Annotated in this window: 18 protein-coding genes and 1 pseudogene; 13 read left to right on the forward strand and 6 right to left on the reverse strand. The window is 40.1% G+C overall.

The window, feature by feature from the left end:
* Positions 1–45: 45 nt before the first annotated feature.
* Complete coding sequence (locus AC5JMK_RS04375; protein ID WP_495909477.1) at positions 46–792, reverse strand: SIMPL domain-containing protein; 747 nt, start codon at positions 790–792, stop codon at positions 46–48.
* 941 nt (positions 793–1733) lie between these two features.
* Between AC5JMK_RS04375 and AC5JMK_RS04380 the strand changes: the two genes are divergently transcribed.
* Together AC5JMK_RS04380 and AC5JMK_RS04385 are read left to right on the forward strand one after the other, a co-directional pair.
* The gene (locus tag AC5JMK_RS04380) at positions 1734–2192 is read left to right on the forward strand and encodes a hypothetical protein (protein WP_495909478.1); all 459 of its coding nucleotides are present in this window, start codon (positions 1734–1736) and stop codon (positions 2190–2192) included.
* Between the two features lie 156 nt (positions 2193–2348).
* Complete coding sequence (locus AC5JMK_RS04385) at positions 2349–5438, forward strand: hypothetical protein (protein WP_495909479.1); 3090 nt, start codon at positions 2349–2351, stop codon at positions 5436–5438.
* A 208-nt stretch (positions 5439–5646) separates the two neighbouring features.
* Here the strand turns inward: AC5JMK_RS04385 and AC5JMK_RS04390 are convergent, their stop codons facing one another.
* Positions 5647–5877: an ISAs1 family transposase gene (locus AC5JMK_RS04390; protein WP_495909494.1), complete on the reverse strand. Its 231-nt coding sequence runs from the start codon at positions 5875–5877 to the stop codon at positions 5647–5649.
* A gap of 267 nt (positions 5878–6144) precedes the next feature.
* Here AC5JMK_RS04390 and AC5JMK_RS04395 point away from each other — a divergent pair, with 267 nt between their 5' ends.
* The 6 genes from AC5JMK_RS04395 to murI all read left to right on the forward strand — a co-directional run bounded on the left by AC5JMK_RS04395 (position 6145) and on the right by murI (position 14868).
* Positions 6145–6312: a hypothetical protein gene (locus AC5JMK_RS04395; protein WP_495909480.1), complete on the forward strand. Its 168-nt coding sequence runs from the start codon at positions 6145–6147 to the stop codon at positions 6310–6312.
* 36 nt (positions 6313–6348) lie between these two features.
* On the forward strand, positions 6349–6756 hold the full coding sequence (locus AC5JMK_RS04400; protein WP_495909481.1) for an EVE domain-containing protein: 408 nt from the start codon (positions 6349–6351) through the stop codon (positions 6754–6756).
* A gap of 86 nt (positions 6757–6842) precedes the next feature.
* Complete coding sequence (locus AC5JMK_RS04405) at positions 6843–8318, forward strand: cation:proton antiporter (protein WP_495909482.1); 1476 nt, start codon at positions 6843–6845, stop codon at positions 8316–8318.
* A gap of 1242 nt (positions 8319–9560) precedes the next feature.
* Positions 9561–11486, forward strand: coding sequence for an N-acetylmuramoyl-L-alanine amidase (locus tag AC5JMK_RS04410; RefSeq protein WP_096677106.1), 1926 nt, complete (start codon positions 9561–9563; stop codon positions 11484–11486).
* Between the two features lie 355 nt (positions 11487–11841).
* Positions 11842–13740: an N-acetylmuramoyl-L-alanine amidase gene (locus AC5JMK_RS04415; protein ID WP_096677105.1), complete on the forward strand. Its 1899-nt coding sequence runs from the start codon at positions 11842–11844 to the stop codon at positions 13738–13740.
* A gap of 267 nt (positions 13741–14007) precedes the next feature.
* Positions 14008–14868: a glutamate racemase gene (gene murI / locus AC5JMK_RS04420; RefSeq protein WP_495909483.1), complete on the forward strand. Its 861-nt coding sequence runs from the start codon at positions 14008–14010 to the stop codon at positions 14866–14868.
* Between the two features lie 77 nt (positions 14869–14945).
* Here the strand turns inward: murI and AC5JMK_RS04425 are convergent, their stop codons facing one another.
* Positions 14946–15122 (reverse strand): hypothetical protein, encoded by a 177-nt coding sequence (locus tag AC5JMK_RS04425; protein WP_495909484.1) that lies wholly within the window; start codon positions 15120–15122, stop codon positions 14946–14948.
* Between the two features lie 950 nt (positions 15123–16072).
* Here AC5JMK_RS04425 and sds point away from each other — a divergent pair.
* Complete coding sequence (sds, locus tag AC5JMK_RS04430; protein WP_096677102.1) at positions 16073–17044, forward strand: solanesyl diphosphate synthase; 972 nt, start codon at positions 16073–16075, stop codon at positions 17042–17044.
* 103 nt (positions 17045–17147) lie between these two features.
* Here sds and AC5JMK_RS04435 read toward each other — a convergent pair whose 3' ends face one another.
* Entirely contained in the window at positions 17148–17627 is a 480-nt protein-coding gene (locus AC5JMK_RS04435) for a hypothetical protein (RefSeq protein ID WP_096677101.1), read from the reverse strand.
* Between the two features lie 203 nt (positions 17628–17830).
* Here AC5JMK_RS04435 and hetZ point away from each other — a divergent pair, with 203 nt between their 5' ends.
* The 3 genes and pseudogenes from hetZ to AC5JMK_RS04450 all read left to right on the forward strand — a co-directional run.
* Positions 17831–19018 carry a heterocyst differentiation protein HetZ gene (gene hetZ, locus AC5JMK_RS04440; protein ID WP_096677100.1) on the forward strand — a complete coding sequence of 396 codons (1188 nt, stop codon included), beginning with the start codon at positions 17831–17833 and terminating at the stop codon, positions 19016–19018.
* Entirely contained in the window at positions 19011–19991 is a 981-nt protein-coding gene (locus AC5JMK_RS04445) for a PatU (RefSeq protein WP_096677099.1), read from the forward strand. Before hetZ ends, AC5JMK_RS04445 begins: the two co-directional genes overlap by 8 nt.
* A gap of 256 nt (positions 19992–20247) precedes the next feature.
* A pseudogene (locus AC5JMK_RS04450) lies at positions 20248–20985 on the forward strand (transglutaminase); the annotation flags it as partial.
* A gap of 21 nt (positions 20986–21006) precedes the next feature.
* Here AC5JMK_RS04450 and AC5JMK_RS04455 read toward each other — a convergent pair.
* Entirely contained in the window at positions 21007–22032 is a 1026-nt protein-coding gene (locus tag AC5JMK_RS04455) for an anti-sigma factor antagonist (RefSeq protein WP_495909485.1), read from the reverse strand.
* 305 nt (positions 22033–22337) lie between these two features.
* On the opposite strand from AC5JMK_RS04455, the gene AC5JMK_RS04460 reads away from it, so the two are divergent.
* Positions 22338–23135 carry a 7-carboxy-7-deazaguanine synthase QueE gene (locus tag AC5JMK_RS04460; protein ID WP_096677098.1) on the forward strand — a complete coding sequence of 266 codons (798 nt, stop codon included), beginning with the start codon at positions 22338–22340 and terminating at the stop codon, positions 23133–23135.
* A 410-nt stretch (positions 23136–23545) separates the two neighbouring features.
* Here AC5JMK_RS04460 and phnE read toward each other — a convergent pair whose 3' ends face one another.
* Positions 23546–24337, reverse strand: coding sequence for a phosphonate ABC transporter, permease protein PhnE (gene phnE, locus AC5JMK_RS04465; protein ID WP_096677097.1), 792 nt, complete (start codon positions 24335–24337; stop codon positions 23546–23548).
* Between the last annotated feature and the right edge of the window lie 3 nt (positions 24338–24340).

Here is a 24340-nt window from a genome sequence, read left to right on the forward strand (position 1 = left end):
TTGGTCATTGGTCATTGGTAAGAACAAATGACTAATGACTAATGACTAATAACTAATTTCCAACGTTACTGATGCTTCTACCTGCTGTTCGCCACCTTCTACAGGGGTGGAAGCATCTGCTACCTTTGCTGCTTCTGCACGAAACATAGGACGTGGTGGTGGCGGTGTCGCATTTGCACCGTTAACTTGAATGCTCACTACTTCTTTACGCTGGAAACCCAAAGCACCGAAAACAGCATCAGCTTGCTGTTGAGCTTCTTGGGTAGCTTCTTTGAGTGCTTGCTTTTGAGCTTGTGCGATCGCCTCATCAGTAGCCACAAAACTAATACCGTTAATCTGCGTTGCACCAGCTTTGACAGCTTCATCTAACAATGAGCCAGCTTTCTCAGTACCTATACGGAAACTCACAGTATTGTTGGCACTATAACCAGTCAAACGCTGAATGTTATCTTTATAACTATATACTGGATTAAGAGTAACGCCAGTAGTTTGTAATTTTTCCACATTACGAGTCTTGAGCAGTGCTACCACAGCCGATGACCTACGAGCAGCCTCTTGTTGTGCTTCCTGGGCTGTTTTAGCTTGTACCTCTACACCCAATACAACTTGAGCTAGAGTAGCAGGAATTGCTTCTACCCCGCGACCAGTAACTGTGAGAGTCCGTAACATCCTTTGTTTCTCTTGTGCTAGCACAGGCTGGGTGAAAGTGAGACATACAAGTACACTTAAAGATAAAGTTTTCCATAAGTTCTCAGTCAACAACCGAGAACCCAACCAAGCGGGTTTATTCATAGATTTCACTCCTCTAAATTACTTTTTGGTAGTTTTTAATTGTTATTTGTTTGGAAGTAACAGTTTGATATCAAAACTTTAAGATAATTCTGCGTAGTAATGCTTGCAGCCTATCTATTATATATACTAATACTAAAAAGTATTATTTAGAACATAGCCTTACTTTTAGCTAAATCAGCAAGAAGCCTCACGCCTACCCGATAGGGAGGCGTTGAGATGAATTGCGAGTGAGTTGACGACAGTCTTCCGACCAATGCGACAGCGAGGAAGGAAGATATGGAGGAAACGAACAAAGTATTTACTTTTGCTCAGTTAAGGAATCAATTAATTCTTCAATTACTTGAGTCACAGTTTTATCTTTGTTTACAGCATATTGTCTTAAATCTGACTTTTCCCGTTAAGTCGTGAAACAACGAAATAGTAAGGGTTTCACACTATATTTTATTCTCAACAGCTTAAGCTTAATGAGAATTAATCACGAGAGAATAGGGCTTTGAGTTATGGGTATAGTAAGCGATCGCTCCATCAAGGAGATAACGGGAAAAGTCAGCTACGGTGACGAGCTGCGGGCGTTGCGGAAGCTGCAAAAGGACTACCCTAACGCACCGTTTATTTTCATGTCGTCAAGGAAATCACCACTAGCTTCGACTCTATCCAGGGAATTGTGGAGCAGGCGGGAAACTTGGCACACTTGCCGTCCCCGGTTCACGCCCACATGCTCCGCCATGCTTGCGGCTACTATCAGGCGCGAGAAAAAACGAATATCGATACTATCCAGGGAAGTATATATTCTACAAAATCGAGATCAAAGCAGGAAACTTCATTTTTCCATTACATTATTTTTACAATTTCTTTTTCTGCAATACTCAGAAAATTATGAAAATTATTTATATGTCATATACAGTCTTTTTAAAATCTAGCTTTGAAACTATCGGAGGAAAATGGAACCTTTAGTAACCATAGCGACTGTAATCGTAACTCTGATATTCAATGGAGTTTTCGAGGGATTGGGACAAGATATAGAAAAAGGTACTACCGCAAAAATTACTCAACTAATAGCTATCATTCGTGAAAAATTTAAGGCATCAGAAACAGAAGTACTACTTACACGAGCAGAAAAGCAACCAACAGAATTAAACATTGCAGCGGTGAAAACAGAATTGGTGACTCAAATGTCTGAGGATAAGGTTTTTGCACAAAAGCTCGCAGATTTGCTGAGAGAGCTAGAGTCGAACAAAATCATTCGCCATGTAATGGCCAGCAACATCAAAGCAAAAAGCCTTGAAGCGAAGGATATGCATCAGATAGCGACATCAGGTAGTTCTGTCGAACTGATTATGGGTTGTGGGTTGGAAATTGAGGGAGATGTCAAATTTGGTAACTTAACCCAGGAGAGCTAGAACTTTCAAGGGTAGGGATTTTGTATTTGGTCATTTTTTGACTATTTCAGCCGATGCTTAAATCCTGAAAGGACCAAACCACATTAAACAATTAAGAATTTTCTCAACTATTTTCGAGATTCTAAAAAACCTACTCTTGAAAGGAGAGCTAGAAGAATGACCGAGAATAAAGCTGTTGATGGTAATTGGGTTGGTGGTAATTTCACTATTGGAGATATTCATCAAACCATAGCACAGCAGAAACCTGACTTTTTTGAGCCAAACCTTGATCAGTATAAGCCACCAAAATTTACAAGTCTAAGGATTATACCCAGCCTCATCGAGCGCATTAGTCAACAAAGGCTATTGGTGTTGGGTGGAGATTTCAACATAGATAAAGCAGCTCTCGCTAGACATTTAGCATGGTGTTTTAGTAATAAACAATCCACTTCAAATAACCCATTACCAGTAAAAGAGTGGTATCGCAGTTCAGAGCCACAAAGTATTGATTTAGAACTCCAAAAAGCTGAAAAAACTACAGTTTTTATCTTGACGCAAGTTTCACCTCAAAATATTGGCTATGATTTATCTCGAATTCAATCAGTTGCCTGTGATCGGCATTACGTTATAGTTAGTACAGATTTACCTTTTGATAGCTGGCAAGTGCATTCAAATACAAGAAGAGCATTTTGCTACGAATTATCTATCGAAGAGATAGCTGATTCTCAAGATTTAATAAATAAATTCACTCAGGAAGACGAAGAGTCGCTTAGTAACTGGTACTATCATCAGTTAAATCCTCGTGAGCAATTACTCGCACTAGGATTGTGTTTTTTCGATGGTTTATTTGATGATCAGTTTTTTGCTGCTTTAGAGCAAGTGGTTCAAAGCACTTGGCAGAAAGGCGACCCTTCCCTGCGTGCTTTTGACTATTGTGACTTAAATAATCTTCGTAATTTTTTTAATTTCGTTGAAACAAAATCTCAAGGCACTAAAGTTGAAATTCGGTTTCCAAAACATCGCCAAATGCTGCTCAAGGAAGCGTGGAATAACTATGGTAGACGAATTCTTGCTGTGCTACCAGTCCTTTCATCTCTTGTAGAAAATTCAGTTAAGTATTTTGCACGAGAATTATATGGTTCCGCAGCACGACGCAATCAGCTACGTAGAGTTATAGGTGAGACAATCAGCGAGATTGGCTCAATCTCTAGCGATGCAGTTGAAGATACTTTAATCAATTTAGCAGCAAATGATCAAATTCAGATACAAGCTGTTGCAGCACGATCAATGGCATTGTGGCGTACTTCTAGTAACGAGCAAGGAAATACAGTAATACAAAATGCAGAAAATGATCAGAAACTCTTTAAGATCTTACAGAATTGGCAGAAAGATGCTCGTTTTGTTAGTCAAATTCAGAATTTATTCTCTGATAGAGATGAGCAGAAAAGTAAAAATCCTTACGACTATATTCGAGCAACAATTGCTCTAACTGTGAGTTATGCTGCTTTGTATGACCAACCCAACGAGTTACACCAAGAACTATATAAGTTATTAAAAGAGCTAGTCGATGATCCGAATCAGCTTGTACTTGAGCGCCTCTCTGAGCATACTTTACCTATAGTAATTCAATTACATCTTAATCAGCTAGAGAGTATACTGTGCGAAATTGCACAACGTGCTGATGGATATTTATCTTGGGGAATTAGTTCGGGTTTGGCACTGACTTATCAAGCTCAACCTGATGAGGTTTTGAGAATATTACAAAAGTGGCAAAACTTTAATGAACATAATTTTCTAGCACATGAAGATAAACAAAAAATAACTCCACAGCAATCTCTATTAGGTACTGTAACCTTAACTTATGGAAAGATCCAATACAAGGCAGGAACTAAACAACTCACAATTCAAAAAGCATTTCAACGTTTAGAAATATTTTTCAATCAAGAAACTAAATGTTTTCAACGTTTAGAAATATTTTTCAATCAAGAAACTAAATATGTTCGTCAATGTGTATTAATTGCAATTAGGATGATGATAATTCAATCCTTGAATGACATTGAAGAACAATTAAAAGAGTTTGTTTCAAAACTTACAATTGAGGAACGTGGAATAATTATAGAAGAATTCACTAGACTTTATCTAAATCAACGCAAAGAACTTAAAAATGGTGATAATGAAGTTGAGGTAAAAGGTCTTCGATATCAAATCTGGATAGATGCTAAAAATCGCCCGAATACTGCTGTCGAAAATACCATGTTATCCTGGCTCAAGGATGACACCTACGCAATAGCTCAACAGATGGCGGTGCAAGCATTACTATGTTTTGCCTGTGAGCTAGATCAGTATGAGGAACGTAGAATTAGAGAATTGGAGGGTAAATCCACTCGAGAAATATCTTCAGTAGAGATAAGTTATATTGCTACTAAGCCGATAGATTCCAACTTCTATCTTGGTCAATTAATACCCTTGTTAACTACGATTACGAAGGGAAGTGATCGAAAAACTGTTTGCAATTTATTGCCAATAATATACACATATAATCGGTCTCATAAGAGATTGATGCAACTAGTTCTTGATAGTTGGTGCAACATCACGGATAACAAAATCAAAGAAATATCAAACCTATTAAAACGTGGTATTGAGAAAGCAAATAATTTCCCCAAAGTTATTGTTCTTTTTGGATGTGGAGTTTTACTAGTTCCATTTGTCGCGGGATTCGTAATAACTGCAATAAATAATTATAATATATCAATCGATAGAAGCTCGGAAGAATGGGAGAATGGCGTAATAACTGCAACTAATACTAAACGTCAATTTGCTTCATATCAATTTCCGAAACCATATACTCGGACATCAAAAGGTAGTGGACATTTTTCGCAAAACGCACAGTTTGGTGATCAAAAGTACGTGTTATCTTCCTGGAACGATGATTTTGCAACTATTCCTCAGTCAAAACAAGAGGCACTTCAGTCCTATGAAGAAGTGATGAGCTATGTTTTTGAAAATAAGGGTTGGAAGAAAGGTAATCTTCAAATAAAGCGTACTGAAGTGGATATCAATCAAGCAAATAGTGGTACATTCTATGAAGCGTTATACACAATTACCGCTTATGATCGCATCTACTTATGCCGTATCAATACCTTTCTGAATGAAAATTTTAATGATAAAGCGGCAACCAATCTACTTTGTGCTTCTAGTACTCCTGATAAGTTTGAGATTGAAAAAACAGAATTAGCTCGATTTATTGATTCGTTTCAAGCTCTCTAGCTTTAGAGAATGCACTAACATGATAGTTTTGGTAGAGTCGATGGGGAGTAGTCGGGTAAGGTTCGAGCGTCGCCGCTCTCCCCTCTCCTAAGCAGGGCTGTTTCACTCCACAAGGTGAAGGAGTTTGTCAATATCATGAGAGATAAATCTTTGGGCAATTGTGATGGAAGTATGACCATTTCGGCGAAGTATATTGAGTGCGATCGCTCTAAATAATGGAAAGATTTGCGGGAGCGTTACCGAGACGGATTGTTGAACTATCTTCTTTCAAAACAACATCTTTTACCCAATGAAGGCAATTCTCGATACCCCAATGACCGCGAATACCGAGGGCAAACTCCTTGGCTGTGCAAATCAAACTGCTAATGTAACAAACAATCTCATGATATTTCTTACCCTTCCTTGTGCCAATTCTTTCGACCCTAATTAAAGATTGTATTCCCGTCTATTCTGGGTCAACTCCATTGACATCATGGAAAACTTCGACAGTACGAGTTGTTGATCTATCTCTAGTCTTTTCGCGTATTGGCCCTATCTTGATGAACTAGGAAAAACAGTAGATAAAGCTGAGGAATCTCTCGATATAGCTCGTGGTTATCTAGAAATAAAAGCTCTCGAAAACCTTAACCGTAGCGAAGAAATAGCACAAGAATGTCTGCAAATATTTCAAGAGTATCACTGCCGAAAACTGGAAGCATCTGCACGTATGTTGTTGGGCGAAATTTACCTGAAACGTACCCAACAAAATCAGCCAGATGCAGAGGCGATCGCAACTCAATTTTTAACTGAAAGTTTGGAAATCTACCGAGATTTAGACTTGCAAGAAAAAACTGCGGAGGTAGATGCAATACTCTTACTTCGTCGTGTCCCCTAATACATTATTAGTAGATGAACTGTTGGAGATGCTTTCATGGCGTATTGGTTACTCAAAACTGAGCCGGAAGAATATTCCTACTCAGATTTAGAACACAATGGCAGTACAGTTTGGAATGGAGTTAAAAACGCCCTAGCCCTAAAGCATCTACGGACAATGAACATTGGTGATTTGGCATTAATTTATCACACTGGCAAGGAGCGGCAAATTATCGGTGTAGCAGAAGTAACCAGTCAACCTTACGCTGATCCAAAATTAAATGATGTTAAACGAGTAGTTGTAGATTTGCGAGCTGTTCAAAGAGTGCCTCAACCGATTACTCTAAGACAAATTAAACAAGATAGCAGCTTTGCAGATTTTGATTTGGTGCGTCTTCCAAGACTATCTGTAGTCCCAGTGTCAGAGTTACATTGGCAGCGTCTTCTACAATTGTCGAAGGGGTAATAGTTATTTGTTGACGGTTGGTGGTTGATGATGGATTCTCCAAATAACAAGCAACGAACAACTAACAACATATACATTAGTAAAGAATGATTTGCACAGAATCAATGCAGTTTATAAGCTCAATCAACTTCTCGTTACCCTTACTCGCAAACACAGGCGAAACAGCTGATAGTTCGCTGGTAGTGGCAGCAGTACTGCTGAGTTTGGTAGTAGTATACTTTGCTAGTAAACTTGGTGGAGAATTATCTAACCGCTTTGGTTTACCACCTGTTTTAGGTGAACTCGTAGGTGGTGTAGTGGTGGGTGTATCTGTTTTGCATCTGTTAGTATTTCCAGAAACAGGCGCAGATAGTTCAGGTTCTTTAATCATCTCGTTTCTGAAAACCACTGCTGGTTTGACTCCTAATGCAGCAGAAAGTGTGTTTCTTACTCAGTCGGAAGTAATTTCTGTTTTAGCAGAACTGGGTGTAATTATCTTGCTGTTTGAAATTGGTTTGGAGTCAAATTTAAAAGATTTGATGTCCGTGGGTATTCAAGCGGCTATTGTAGCAGTGGTAGGGGTAGTCGTACCTTTTACTGCTGGTACAGCAGGTTTGATGATTTTGTTTGGTATCCCCGCAGTACCAGCAATTTTTGCTGGAGCGGCACTCACTGCTACTAGTATTGGTATTACTTCCAAAGTTTTGTCAGAATTGGGGCGTCTGAATTCCAAAGAAGGACAGATTATTCTTGGTGCAGCTGTCATAGATGACGTACTAGGAATTATTGTTCTGGCGGTAGTAGCAAGTCTTGCCAAAGATGGTGCTGTTGATGTTGGCAAAGTAGTTTATTTAATTATCAGTGCTAGTGGTTTTCTTTTGGGTGCGATCGCTCTTGGTAACATTTTCAACAAAAGTTTTGTGGCGATCGTTGATAAACTCAAAACACGTGGTGAACTGGTCATACCAGCGTTTATTTTCGCTTTTGTAATGGCATATATTGCTGATGTCATCCAATTAGAAGCTATTTTAGGAGCTTTTGCAGCTGGTTTAGTTTTGGAAGAAACAGATAAACGTAAAGAACTCCAAAAGCAAATCGTTCCAATCGCTGATATGTTAGTGCCAATTTTCTTTGTGACTGTAGGTGCAAAAACTGACTTGAGTGTTTTAAACCCAGCAGTTCCTACCAATCGAGAAGGTTTGATGATGGCTAGTTTCCTGATTATAGTAGCCATTCTCGGTAAAGTTATTACAGGCTTTAGCATATTTGGTCAACCTCAAATCAATCGCTTGGCTATTGGTGTGGGAATGATTCCTCGTGGCGAAGTCGGATTGGTGTTTCTTGGTATTGGTTCGAGTATTAATATTCTCTCGAAACCACTAGAAGCAGCAATTATCATGATGGTGATCATCACAACCTTTTTAGCCCCTCCTGTGTTGCGGTTCGTTTTCCCAGAACCAACATTAGGATCACCAGACTCCAATGATTTACTTCTAGATGCTTCCTCTGGAACTTCGTTAGCAATAAATTCCTCTAATAGTGAAAATCTAGAAGCAAATTCAAATTCTCAAGAAGCTAAGTAAATACTCAATTGCTTTTTTAAGCTATTAGAGGATGTTTGAAAAGTATTGGGCGAATATAATTCGCTACTACACAAGCGTGACACGTAGCGGCTTCCTGAAAGGAAGTCCGCGCAGGCGGACTAATGGAAAATTAAAGGTTTTAAAATCGCATCGGCGGGTTTTGTCTCGTGTAGCCGCGCAGGGCGAACATCGCTCAGGCGAGTAACAATTTAGACTTTTCAAACATCCTCTTAGACTTCATTGTAGAAGCCTGCAAGTAAACTGGTTAAATCAGTAAACAGTTATCAGTGAACAGTATTAATAACTGATAACTGTGGCTACTGCAAATGTTTAGAAGTTTTCATGAAGAGAGGAAACTTCTATGCTGCACAATCCGTCACTTCTAGTTATGATTTTTAGGAGCTTTCTTAATTACTAAATAGCCATACATTTAAGTTGCATAAATTGCGAGATTATCATTTATCAATAATTAATTTGAGAGATTTGGTGTCATACGCAAGACAGAAGCATCACTTAATAGTCTTGATCCATCAATTTAGACAATTTAGAAAAGCTGATATTTGGTTGCTGGTAATGAGCCAAAAAATCAATATCCCAAATTACATAAGAAGGAATGCTCACAGCAACAGTACTTTTGGCTTTTGTGTAGACGTTATAAATGGCGTCTCTAAATTTGGCTACCTTATTAAGGAAACTGGTTCAACTACCAACAACCGAAAAATTCAAAAAATCTTTGTGCAACACAAGTGTATATAGTTGGGATTGACTGCTATTGTTAAACTTATCATTTATTGTGCTGATTTAACTTGGTGCTTTGTAGATGAAAATTTACTGCCATAAAGGCACAGTAAAAGTAGGTAAAATGCTAAGATATTACGCCATTATTTGCCACTTTATCTAAGTCCAAAATAATATACGCGGCGACATATTTTGGCAGTAGTGCCAACTCTGACAAATGAAATGAAGTAAGTGAGAAAAATTATACATGAAATGCCAACTATTGAAACATTGGGGAAAAAGAATTTCTCTGTTTTACCAACTTATCAGCCTATATAACCAGCAGTTTGCTACTTAACTTACTCATCAAATCTGAAGATTATTCAGTTAAGGGAACTTCAAAAAATCAATTATCCAACTCCTGCACCTAATAAAATTTATTCCCCCTTATCACCTGCGATTGGATAATTTCTTATTTGGCAATCCCCAATTATCTATCATAAATGTGACTCAGGAGAAAGCACTGTGAAACTACACTGGTTGATACCTAGTACCGTCTTAAGTATCTCCTCTGTTTTATTGTTGTCGCCTGCTGATGCAGCGAATCTAGAATCTTGGCGTTTTGATAGCAATCAAAATCGCTTAGAAATCAACACCGACGGTGCTGTACAACCCACAGCCCAACTTGTTTTCAATCCTACACGATTAGTAATTGATTTACCTGGAATTAAATTTGGACGTCCACAGCTTGTTCAGTCAGTAGGTGGAGCGATTCGTGCTGTCCGCATCGGTCAGTTTGATCCCCAAACCACAAGAGTGGTAATCGAACTGACTCCTGGTTATACCCTCGACCCCAAACAGGTAAAATTTGAGGGTATTAGCGCCAATCGTTGGCGGGTGCAATTACCCAAGCCAAAACGGGAGGAAATTGCTACCTCGCCTAACAGAAATATTTACAGTGTGGTCAAAACTGAACCTCGTACCTCATCCAATAATAGAGAGACAGTAGCTAAAGCCACAGCAGGTGCGACTAAAATTGAAAATTTACGCGTCACAGGAGATGGATTTTTTGTTCGCACCAGTGGTGGAAATCCAGAGGTGAAGGTAAAACGTAGTGGCGATCGCACAAACATTTACATGGATATCTCTAGCGCCACTATCTCACCGAATCTGGAACAGCGCAATTTACCAATTAACCGCTATGGCGTCAGCAATATCCAACTCTCGGAACTAGAAACCACACCACCCACAGTCCGATTGACAATGCGGGTAAACAAAAATAGCCCCGATTGGCGAGCAAGTGTAAGTAGCGCCGACGGTTTGATAATTTTGCCCAATGCTAGGATCAGTAAATTGCCCAAGGGTAACAACTCTAATATTTCTTTTGGCAATCAACAAAAACCATCACTATCCCTTAACTTGTCTCGTAATTCTGACTCCAGTAATTCTGAGTCTCGTAATTCTGATAATGATAATAATAATGAGCCAGTTACAATTGAATCCGTAGAATTAGCTGATAATAACACCCAATTAATTATTAAAGGTGATCAATCTTTATCTGGTAATGCTGGCTGGGATAGATCCTCCTCACTTTTCCGCATCACTATTCCCAATGCTCGTTTGGGTTCTAAGGTCAAAGGGCCAAAGTTCAATGCTAATAGCCCAATTTTACGGGTACGCCTACAACAGCAAAACCCTAATACTGTTGTAATCTTTGTTCAGCCCGCAGCAGGAGTACAAATTGGCGAACTTAACAAACCAAGTCGTCGGCTTTTAGCTCTAGATTTACGACGATCATCAAATCGAGTTACATCGAACGTTGTTTTACCTCCCTTACCACGACCGAACCCGCAACCTTTATCAGAAATCCCAGTTAATCGACCCCAACCCACGCCGTCACGTCGCGTCAAGGGAAGAGTGGTAGTGCTTATAGATCCAGGACATGGTGGTAAAGATTCCGGAGCAGTTGGTATTGGTGGAGCAAGAGAAAAGGATATTATTCTACCTATTAGCAAAAAAATAGCAGAGGTTTTGCAACAAAATGGTGTGCAAGTTGTATTAACGCGGAGTTCTGACTACTTCGTGACTCTTCCAGGTCGAGTACAAATGGCTGAACGTGCTAATGCTGATGTATTTGTCAGTATCCACGCCAATTCAGCTGGTGCAGGTCGTCCGGATGTCAGTGGCTTGGAGACGTATTATTACGATACTGGTTTAAGTTTGGCACGAATTGTCCACAGGAGCATTTTGCAAAGTGTAAACGTCAGAGACAGAGGAGTACGAAAAGCCAGATTTTATGTTTTGCGGAAAAGTTCTATGCCCTCAATTTTAGTAGAAACAGGTTATATGACTGGTCGCCAAGATATGGCTAAGTTAAGAAGTGCATCTTACCAAAATCAAATGGCGGAGGCGATCGCCCGTGGTATTCTCCAGTATCTTCAGCGCAAGTAACTCATCAACATATTCTTTAATGATGACTTTAATGATTACCGTATTTATGCTGAAGCTACAACTTTTTTTCAGCAATTAAACTATGGTGTTTGCCAGTTTTACTCACATAATCAATGTATACATTACTGGAGACTACTCATTTGTATTTTGATCACAGCAGTGAAAACTCAGAAAGTATTGCTAGAATTTAACGCCATTAGCTGTAACTTTATAAAGTATCTTTGTCTGTAAAGTACAAACCAATACATCAAAATGTATAAGCTAATACTTGGGCGATAACGGTGTGAGGATTTGAGGGTTAGCCAATACTTGACAAATTACGTCTCCCATAAATAGCCAATCAGGAGAAAAAATTGTGAAACTACACCACTGGTTGATACCTACTACTTTTTTAAGTATCTGCCTGTTATCGTCGCCTGTAAAAGCAGCGAACTTAGAATCTTGGCGTTTTGATGCCAATCAAAATCGATTAGAAATTAATACTGATAGTGCTGTACAACCCACCGCTCAACTAGTCTTTGATCCTACGCGGTTAGTGATTGATTTACCTGGTGTGAAATTTGGGCGTCCACAAATTGTCCAGTCAGTTGGTGGTGCAATTCGCGCCGTCCGTATCGGTCAGCTTGACCCTCAAACGACACGGGTGGTAGTCGAACTGAATCCAGGTTATACTCTTGACCCCCAACAGGTAAAGTTTGAAGGGGTTACGGCTAGTCGCTGGCAGGTACAATTACCACAACCCCAACGACAGGAAGTTGCTACTACTCCCAGAAATATCTATAGTGTGGTGACACCAAATAAATCTAATATTCCTTCTAGTAATATTTCTAATACTCTTAATACTCTTAATACTTCCAATACTTCTATTAGTAAAAAACCTCTTCTGAGTGCAAATACTGGCACAACTCAAATAGAAAGTTGGAGAGTGACAGGAGATGGTATTTTTGTTCGCACTAGTGGTGGTCGCCCCCAAGTACAAGTAAATCGTAGTCAAGACAAAAGCACTATTGATATTGATATTGCTGGTGCCACTTTATCACCAAATTTAGTACAACAAAATGCAAGTGTAAATAGATACGGCGTCAACAGCATCCAATTTACTCAACTGGAAACAACACCACCCACAGTCCGCATGACAATGCGGGTAAATAAAAACAGTCCTGATTGGCGAGCCAGTAGTAGTGCTATTGGTGGTTTAGTGGTATTACCTAATGGCAGTGTATCTAAACTACCCTCTGATAGTTTAGCTAACAATCCTAGTTCTTCCCCTATTCCCAGCAATGGTGTGGCAACAATTCAAGCTGTGGAACTTAGTGCGACAAGTAAACAGTTAATTATTAAAGGCGATCGCAATTTAACTGCAAGTGGTGGTTGGGATAGATCCTCTGGATTATTCCGCATCACCATTCCTAATGCAAAGCTGTCTACCCCTGTCAAGGGCCCGGTAATGGATGCAAATAGTCCTATTCTTCGGGTACGCTTGCAACAGCAAGATCCTAATACTGTTGTAGTTTACGTCCAACCTGCTTCAGGAGTGCAAATTGGGCCAGTTAATCAAATTGGTGATCAATTTGTCTCTGTAGAACTACAACGGAATCGTACTTCTGTTGTCTTACCTCCCCTACCACAAGCAAATCCACAACCATTACCAGTACCCAATCCTAAGAATCCTGATACTGTTGTACAATCACCTGCGCCACGTCCAAACCCCAGAGGAAAAGTAATAGTAGTAATAGATCCTGGACATGGTGGTAAAGACTCCGGTGCGCCTGGAATAGGAGGATTATTAGAAAAAGATGTGGTTTTACCGATTGGTAAGAGAATAGCGGCTATTTTAGAGCAAAATGGCATTCAAACAGTGCTAACGCGAGATGCTGACTTTTTCGTAGAGTTGCAGGGAAGAGTAGACATCGCAGAGCGTGCTAATGCTACCTTGTTTGTTAGTGTTCATGCTAATTCTGTAGATAAGCGTCCAGATGTGAATGGACTAGAAGTTTATTATTACGACAGTGGATACAATCTAGCTGAAGTTGTCCGCAAAACCATCCTGCAAAATATTTCTACGCTCAATGACCGAGGAACGCGCAAAGCCAGATTTTATGTCCTTAGAAAAAGCTCTATGCCTTCAATTCTCGTGGAAACTGGTTATATGACTGGTCGGCAAGACAATCCCAGACTAGGAAACCCTGAATATCAAAATCGTATGGCAGAAGCAATAGCTAATGGTATACTTAGATACTTAAAATCACGATAGAAGTGTAGTTAACTGTTGTCTGTTGGTTGTTCCAATCAGCTACCAAAAATCAAGGATGAACAAAGCGTTAATAAATCCTATATCTTTGAAATATCGCAACACCCATATCAAAATCTGTCTGTGATATCAAGTCCGGCTAATTACTTAAGATATTATTCTGACGCGGTTGGGCATTGGGTATTGGGTATGAAGCATAGTAATATCCCAATGACCAATTATCCATTACCGACCTTAACGGATAATATTAAGTGTTCAAGCGGACATGATATGATTTCATCTTTTCAGTTTCAAGGCAACTTATACGACTTCTCCCAAGAACCTCAACGCGCGCCCATTGGTATCTTTGATAGTGGTGTGGGTGGACTGACGGTACTGCGACAGCTATATCGCCAACTCCCAAATGAATCAATCATTTATTTTGGCGATACAGCTCGACTTCCCTATGGGATTCGCTCTCAAGCAGAAATTCTCCAGTTTGTCCGGGAAATACTCACCTGGATGCAGCAGCAGCAGGTGAAAATGATAATTATGGCTTGCAATACCAGTTCAGCCTTGGCGCTAGAGATGGTACGCGAGGAATTTTCCATGCCAATTCTGGGGCTGATTTTACCAGGAGCAAGGGCTGCGGTACAACAAGGGAAGCGCATAGGTGTAATTGCTACTCCTGCAACAGCTAAGAGCAATGCCTATAAACATGCTATTATCGAGATAAATCCCGATGTCCAAGTTTGGCAAATTGGTTGTCCGGAATTTGTGCCTTTAATTGAGCAAAATCGTATCAATGAACCTTACACAATTGAAGTGGCACGTTCCTATTTGGAGCCTTTGGTACAGCAACAAATAGATAGTCTTGTTTATGGCTGTACCCATTATCCTCACCTAGCCCCAATATTGCGATCGCTCCTTTCAAGTTCTGTGAAGCTTATAGATCCGGCGGTGCATGTAGTTGCTGCTTGTGCCAAAGAGTTAGACCTACTAGATCTTAAAAATACCTATCCAGCTTTACCAACCCGCTTCGTTGTCAGTGGTTGTCCACAACAATTTGCTGAATCCTCCACGCCATGGTTAGGTTTTACTCCTATGGCTGAGGTTGTATGTTTCTCCGAAAGTGCAGTATCTAGTAATTAGTCAATAGTCAATAGTCAATAGTCAATAGTCAAAACTTTTTTGCTAGTGACGCTTGACCCTTGACTGTTGACCGTTGACTAACGTACACTACTGACTTCGGTGACATTTGGTGTTACCGATACTTCTTGTACATGGTTTCCCTTGTTACTTGAAGAAACACCATTAGAAGTTGTTTTATTTCCTGTTCGCTTTGCCAGGGCTAATAACAGGTAAATGGTAAACAAGTATCCAGAAGCTAATATAAAGATCATCATAGGCATCTTCCCGTAAATCATTTTTCTACCAGTGCCTTTGCCAAAGAAATATAAGTTGAGTAAAATTAACAGAAATTCAGCCACGCAAATTCTTGATGGCTTCAATGTCACATACAAAGCTAGCGGGAGAACTTTCGTCCTTCCGAGCTAATTGATTGGTTTTACACGATTTTCTTGCAGACCACGCCTACTAAAGCAGCTAAATCATCTAATAGAAAATTAGCTGCTACTTCAGCAGTCTACCCAGTCTGCTATGTTTAACGCTTACCTTTGAATTGCTAGGAGCGACGCCGACACACAAACAGCGTCAAGGATGTGTAAACACTCTGCTTCCTCTAAAGGAAATCCACAGATCCCAGCGTGGAGGTTAGCACACCACAGGACACAACACAAAAATCACATTTTTGGCTTGACCTGTGATGATTAATCTATGCTCACGCAAGATTAAGTAAAAATACCTAAAGGCTATTTACATTTCTATAGTGAACATTTGGAAAAATTTAAAATCCCTAGATTTTAGCGTAACACAATAGCCCTGATTTTTCAGGGGAGTTTTGTGCTAAATCAAAACTTTTCTAAACTATCAGACAAGAGGTTTAAGAAAAATTTCTTTGTCTAATTAAATAATCTTTGTGTAATATTTTAACCGTAAAAAGCAATAAGTATTTTGTGGCTGTTGCCACGTTTACTCAGAAGTTATACCGAAAAAAGATTAATTTTTAATTAAAATCTTGCGTATTTGCTGGATATAGTAGGATTATACGCAATAATAATTGTATTAAATACATCAGCATAATGTTGATTTTGCTGAAAAGATCACAAGTATATTTTATTTTATTGTCCACAAAATAAGGAAGTTTGTAAGGAAAACTTTGCGCTGATTCTGGGTTATCTTAAAATGAGTATAGGATATGTAAACTTTCGTAACCTAAGCCAAAGTCCGCCAATCCATGACCCCAGCTACCTCCCTATTTTCCCCTGTGGAAGCAGACCTGCAAATACTAGCAGATAACCTCAAACAGCTAGTTGGGAATCGTCATCCCATCCTCTGTGCAGCAGCCGAACACTTATTCGGAGCTGGCGGAAAACGCATCAGACCAGCGATTGTTCTACTGGTATCGCGGGCCACAATGCTTGATAGAGACATTACACAACGTCACCGTCGCCTAGCGGAAATCACAGAATTGATTCACACAGCAAGTTTGGTACACGATGATGTGATAGACGAATCGGAAATGCGACGTGGGGTACCCACCGTTCATAGTTTGTTTGGTAACAAAGTTGCCGTATTAGCAGGTGATTTTTTCTTTGCCCAAGCTTCCTGGTATTTAGCTAATCTGGACAATTTGGAGGTCGTAAAACTGCTGTCAGAGGTGATTATGGATTATGCTGTTGGGGAGACACAGCAGGCATTAAACCACTTTGATACAAGTATTTCGATAGAGACTTACCTAAAAAAGAGTTATTACAAAAGTGCTTCAATCATTGCCAACAGTTCCAAAGCCGCAGGAGTAATTAGTGAAGTATCCAAAAAAACTGCTGAATGCTTGTACGACTATGGTCGCAATCTAGGTCTAGCGTTTCAGATTGTCGATGATATTTTAGACTTCACTAGTTCGATAGATACTTTGGGTAAGCCAGCTGGTTCTGATCTTAAAAGCGGTAATTTGACTGCACCAGTGTTATTTGCCTTGGAAGAAAAACCTTACTTAGAAGTACTGATTGAACGAGAATTTGCTCAAGAAGGGGATTTAGAACAAGCATTGACACTAATTCATGATAGCCAAGGTATCCAACGGGCAAGGGATTTAGCCGATCACCATGCTAAGTTGGCGGCGGAACAGATGGGTGTGCTTCTACCCTCAGAATCACGTCAGGCATTGATCAAAATAGCTGATTACGTGTTAAGTCGGCTTTATTAGGGATTGAGGATCGGGGATGGGGGATGGGGAAGTGAGTTGTTAAATTATTCTCCCTTGTCCCCGATCCACTTTTCCTAATCCTCAATCCCCAATCCCTGATCCCTCAAGCAATATCTGGTGGGACTTCGCCCTTGGAACGAGGGCGATTTTTTTCTAGTTGTTGTTGGACTAAATGCTGCAAATCGCTTCGCTTGACTTCAATTCCATTTGTATTGCTCTCAGCCGTGTCAAAAAATACTATACTATCTACGGGTTCTAGCGCCAGTAGCTGAAACAATATATGGGTGACAGGTATGGGGGCAGCTATTACTTGAGGGTCAAGCCCAGCACTATAAGATGTGGGAATATCCTGTAAGGTAGGAAAAGCATAAATTACCTGCTTTTCTTCTTGTGGATTTCCACGGTTGCTTAATGTAGTTAAGACCCATTGCTCATCCAGGTTCTGAAGAATGTGGTATTGGGGATGGTGTAACTTCTGAGCGATCGCACTAAGGGCGGGGGCAATTGCCGCGACCAGTTTGGGTGTAATACCATCTTGGGGTGCATTATCAATCAGCGATTGGATTTGTGCTTTTAAGTCCATAATTACCTGTAAACGGCTTATCGGTATTGGCTATAACTTCAACGGCTGTGCAAACAATCAAACAAAAACTGGGAATCATAAAATTAGCCACATCCTCAAGGCAAGACTGCCTTGCGTTTAGCTTATACGTAAAACCCCTCCCAATACCCGCAGTCATACAGGTTGTCAACAAGTTTGTTAGGGTCAATTTAGACACGAAACTTATGAAATTAGCCGCAACCACAACTATTCAGGGAGAATTTTCTATCGGCGTGGAGGCGATATTTCCATTCCTTTTCCAAGAACTTCAGCAGTCAACTAAAGCTTGCGACCAGAATTGTCATGACGTAGCAATGCGAATTGCTGCCGAGGTCTACCGAATATGCAGCGAAAGTAAACGTATCCAAGCATCCGGTTCCGTAGAAAATTCGGCAATGACCCTAGCCAAGCATCGCCTGCAACAATGCTTAAGATATTACCAATTGGGTTCAAATCGCGGCAGGGTTGAATTACACAGTACCTTGAGTGCGATCATCTACCGTTACATCAATCCGCCACAAAGGCAATTGAGTTATCAAGGGCGACTAACTGTCATCGAAGATTTTCTGCAAAGTTTTTACTTGGAGGCTTTAAACGCTTTCCGACGGGAAAATCAATTAGAGGCTACCTACCGACCACGTACACTGCTGGAATTAGCAGAGTACATGGCATTTACGGAACGCTACGGGAAACGACGGATTCCCTTACCAGGACGTCAGCAACAGTTGATCATTCTACGAGCGCAAACTTTCTCGCAGCAACAACCTCCAGAAACTTGTGTAGATATAGAACAAGCGGCAGAAGGTAGTGGTGAAGCTGATGGTTCTTGGGAAGATCCAGCAGTACAACAACTGCGAAGTGCAATGGCTACACAAACCGAACCGGAACCCCAAGAAGATACTTTGCGATCAGTTGTGGTTACGGAATTAATGAATTATTTAGAAGAACGCCAACAAACTGATTGCGCTGATTACTTTGCTCTGCGTCTGCAAGATTTATCCGCTCAAGAAATTGAGTCAATTTTGGGCTTAACCCCCCGTCAGAGGGATTACTTACAGCAACGTTTCAAGTATCATTTAATTCGGTTCGCTTTGTTGCATCGTTGGGAGCTGGTTCACGAGTGGTTAGAAGCTGATTTGCAAACCAACTTGGGTTTAACTCCTCAACAATGGCAAGCTTATACTGAAAAGCTTGACGAAAAGCAGCGTTCTTTATTAGAACTGAAGCAACAGGGACAAACTGATGAAAAAATAGCTAAAACTTTGGGTTTATCCATGGCACAACTCCAGAAGCGCTGGTTTAAAATTCTTGAACAAGCTTGGGAGATTCGTAACTCCTTAGTGTCCGGATCAAGTGCTTCTACTCATGAATAGTGACTCAGAAACCTTACAAAAACATTTACTCTCTCGGTTATTGACATATCCTGTCGTTTCCAGAGAGTATACGCAAGTTATATGTAGGGACACCAAAGGGGCAGAAAACCCTCTGCAATCAACCACCGAATTTACAAGTGGAGGACAAGAGGGATGGAAGCCCCATATATCTTTATTGGGAGAAATTCCAACTGTGCAAGAACGTTTCCAAGCCGTACTTAAACGTCGGTTAAAAGTTGAAGTTGAAGATCACCCTCCGCTATTTCCTTGGGAAACACAAATACTGGATTATCCAGAGTATATAGACGAACCAGTAATGCAACTGATTCCTTCCTGGGGTTGGGTGGCCCACCAGTCCAAACTGAATTTACCGACGCTTCTGCCGGAGACCATTTTCCGGCAATTGCTTGATAGATGTCAAGCACTCATCACATCCTCTGTACCATTAGGGGCAAAATTAGTCCAAGCAGTGGAGAGCTTTTTCCCTAACGAATCTCAAGTATTGAACGACTTAGCAGGGACAATCCAGCTCAGAGCCAACCTCCGATATGGAGACACCTTAAATCCTATGCCTAATCTGGATAGCGATTATTCAGATTTGCAACCACAGCAACAGATGCTGGTGTCGTTGCTGGCGGCTCAACAAGTGTTAGAAAGTTTGACTTTACCCATTTCAATGACAAACCCAGTCTTGGAAAGGCAATGGCTGACGAGTGTAGGTATTCTTAATTTAAAAGTAGAATATCAATCTCATGGGCCAGTGCCGAAATTACTGATTCGAGGAGATTTACCCTCGAAAGGAGTAGTCAAACTTCAAGGTAATGGTTCCCAAGCAAAAGCGGAGTCTTCAAGTCCTGGATGCTTGAGTGTTGAATTATGCTGTACTCAGCTAAATGAGGCTTATACCTTAATGGTTGAGTTGAAAGAAATAGAGCAGCAGCCTTTGTTGTTTGTGATTATTCCCACAAAATAACTAAATATTTGGCGATCGCTAGCACTGAAACTTGATAAAAGCCTTTGTTATGAAATGAATATCATCCTGGTTTTGAAAACGTTTGCATTTTTGAAAAAGCGGTTATTAGGGCGTCTACAGGCAGCTACAGTGAGGAGACTTAGAATACGAGAGAGGTTATAGTTGACCTCGCTCGTTTTGCGTCAGTAGCGTCTACTATTATCGCTTTATATACCAGTCTGCTGCTTTTTAACTCTCAATGTTTAACTTTTCCAGGATGAATTGGCTTGGCGTCTACCTTTAGGTGATGACTGGTGGCAAAAAATGCTCCAGTCACCTGTAACAGCAGAAGTAGAAAATTCAATTACCTTGCGGGTGCTGGTGCTAGCGTTGATAATTGTGAGTGTCGTGGCGACGGATGTTGCAGCTGAAACTTGGTCTAGTTTTTGGGCTGTACCACTATCGATATTAGGTTCTATTTGGGGTTATTACCGTCGTCGCGATCGCAATATCCCAGTTAAATTTTGTATTGCCATAGAAATGTTAGTAGCACTAGGTGCTTTCTTAGGGCGGTTGATGGGAGAGTTGAATGATACACGACTGGATTTAGCAGAATTCTTAATCCAAGTACAGGTACTGCATTGTTTTGATGTCTCCCATCGGAAAGACTTGGGTGACTCAGTTATAGTTGGATTAATTCTACTGAGTGTAGCAGCAAAACTGAGTCAAGCTCTAGCGTTTGCGTCAGTATTACTTTTGTTTTTAGCGCGCCCTGCCTACTTTAGTAGACTATCGTTCCTAACTTGGCTTAGAGCATTAAATATTCAGGTTAGATAATCTATTTTTGATTTAAAATTTTTAATATTGAATTTTGTGACGATTGTCGGACTGGGACTGATAATTTTTGCGGATGTTTCCGGTGAGTTTGCCAATTGAGACAAAAGGCGAATTTAATGGGCATAATATTATTAACCCTGGCTATGTTCGCCAAGGTAATACTAACAATCAAGATAATATCTTTCTTTGTAGAATAAAGCTAGACAGCACCACTGTTTTTGTGAAACAGGATAGTTACTGTTTTCATAATCAGTTTCAAATCGTATAGCAAACTCCAGTTTTTTTGATATTGCAAATCCAGACGAATTACATCCTCAAATTTACGTACGCTAGATCGTCCATTGACTTGCCATTCTCCAGTCATACCTGGTTTTACATCCAAACGTTGCCATTCTGGTACTTCATAACGTTCTACTTCATCGGGTGTGGGTGGTCTTGTACCGACTAGACTCATTTCTCCTTTGAGAACATTCCAAAACTGTGGTAGTTCGTCTAAACTAGTACGTCGCAAAAAGCGTCCTACTTTAGTAATTCTGGGATCATTGTCAATTTTGAAAAAAGCTCCTTGTACTTGGTTGTGTTTGGCCAATTCAGCCTTTCTGGCTTCAGCATCAACATACATGGAGCGGAATTTCCAAATGCGGAAGCGTTTACCCATCCAACCACAACGAATTTGACTAAATAAAATGGGGCCGGGATCGTTAATTGCGATCGCAATAGCAATAGGAATAAATAAAACTCCTATAATGACTAAACCTACCAATGCTCCAACAATATCGATTACCCGTTTCATCCAAGAACGGACAGAAGGATGTGTCGTCGGTAGCTGTTCTTCGAGTTGATTCTTAGAACGTAGTGAGAGTGAGTTACTAGACTCAATAGGAAAAACCTTTTCCAGTCCTGTCAGGTTGAGTACAGCCATGACTTGCGGGGTGACATTCCGCAGTATAAATTCTATCCCTTGATCTTGAGCAATTTTAAAATTACTTACCAAAGCACCTAAACCACTACTATCCATAAAAGTAGTTTCCTGAAAGTCAATGATGATTTTCTGCGGAATTGGTTGTGTTTTGGTGATATTTTGGCAAGTTTGCTTAAAGGCTACCGCCTCTAGCACGCTTAATCGCTCTGATACTTGCACTATTGCTGTGTCATGTAAGAACATCACTGGAAAATCTACCTCTTGGGGTTGGCTAATCATGAAACCCTGCACCTTCATTGCCATGTTAGTCAATGTAATATGCCAAACATTACTTAGTTTTAGTAAATCACTTAAACTGATATGCGATCAGTTCAAATCATAACTAATCACTAGTAGTCCGCTACCCAGGTTATGAACGGATTGAAATTGAGAAAATATCAAAGGATAGTACCCCTTTACTTTTGCTCCACCCGTGAAAGTGTCTTTTCCGGACAGCTAGATTACTGGAGTTGAAATTGGAGACTGCCAGTAAAGTTCACAATAGAACTAGAAGTTCAGAAATATCCCTGCTTTATGCTGAGAGGGCGCATACGCCTTTTGATCATCAAATGACTACTAAAATTGGTATTACACCCACAGCACGCCTGGTAGAAGTCTTTTCCGCTATTCAAGGGGAAGGTCTGAATGTCGGGACACGTCAGATTTTTATTCGCTTTGCTCTTTGTGATTTGCGCTGTCAATTCTGTGATAGCGCTCATACGTGGAATGCACCCACTAACTGTAGGATAGAGCGATCGCCAGGAAAACGCGATTTTGAAATCTACTCAAATCCTGTCTCTTTACCTATATTACTCGAATGGATCGAGCGGCAAAATATACCTTCTTTACACGATAGCATTAGCTTGACTGGTGGCGAACCTCTGCTTCATGCTGGATTTTTAGTGGAGTTTTTACCACAGATACGTGCAATTACTGCTTTGCCTATATATTTAGAGACTGGAGGGCATCGTCCAGAACAGTTGGCAATGATTTTGCCCTATTTAGACTCTGTAGGTATGGATTTGAAATTACCCAGTACTAGTGGTGAAAATTGTTGGCAAGAACACAGTAAATTTCTCCAACTTTGTTATGAATCACAAGTAGAAATCTTTGTCAAAATAATCATTTCCGACGAAACAAACCCGGCTGAGTTGGAGCGTTCGGCTTTACTTGTAGCACAGGTAAGTCCAGCGATCCCAGTATTTTTACAACCTGTCACTCCTTTGCCTGCTTCTGAACAATTCACCAAAAATCCTGTGCTTGCCCCTTCTCCAGAACAGGTATTGATGTGGCAAGCTTTGATAAAGCGCTTTGTTAAGCAGGTGCGGGTAATACCTCAAACACATAAGATGCTGAATCAGCTTTAGATTTAATAATTAGTGGTTATTAGTTATTTACTACTGACCACTATCTAATAACTAGCAATGTTCTTTTATAAAGATAAATGCAAGAATTAAGTAAAATTTGTGAATTTTTGATATAAAAAAATATAAGTTAGTTTGATGCTAACGTATTTTTTTATACTATAGTCTAATTTGTAAATCAGTAATTTTTGAGTTTAGCGACAAAGGGGACAAGGGGGAAAAACAATTAAAAATTAAAAATTGGGAACAAACTAAAACAAACAAAATAGATGAGAAAAATAACAAATGTGACCGATTATTCCTCCCAGGATACAGAGCAAACAGATTTATCTGTGGGGTCAATTCCATTTTATAAAATCGTTCGACTGAGCGCTCACGATGAAATCCAAAATCCAAAATCGATTGACCAACAACTATCTACTAGAATCAAGATGTTTACGTAACTGGCTACTTAAGAAATCTATGATAGTCACGACTATCAACAACACCAACATCATGGTTGTTGCTTTGTTATATTCAAAACCATCTATATAACTTTTTAACTGAAAGCCAATACCACCTGCTCCAACTACACCCAACACAGAAGCAGCACGGATATTGTACTCAAACATCCACAGTGTATATCCTAAGCCCAAAGGCAAGACTTGAGGTAAGATGCCATATTGCGCTGTCTGTAGTCTTGATGCTCCCGTTACTTGCAAATATTCTATAGAGCGAGAGTCTACTGCTTCGATCGCTTGTTGATACAACTTAGCAAGGTAGCCAATCGTATAGATGCTTAAAGCCAAAGTACCAGCAGGCGCACCCAGTCCGGTTGCTGCGACAAAAATTAAACCCAGAATAATCGAAGGAACCGAACGCACTATATTTTGTAGGAGATTAGCCAACCATTGCAACCAAACAGGAGCAATATTATGGGCGCTAGCAATAGCTATTGGTAGAGAAAGAATTGCTCCTAAAGTAGTTCCCCACAAAGACATTTGTATTGTTTCAACTAATGCTTGAATAGCAATATCTAAAACAGCTGGGTCTGGTGGAAATAATCTAGAAATAAAATCAGTTATGTAGGGCCAACTATTCTTAAGAAGTTCAAAATCTACCTTCAGACCCTGCAAAGCCCAAGCGTAAATTGCTATTATCAAGCAGAAAATCAGTAGGCGACTCAGCCAAGCAAAACGCTTCCAGAAAATTACAAAATACTTCATATT

The organism is Pelatocladus sp. (genome assembly GCF_059505505.1).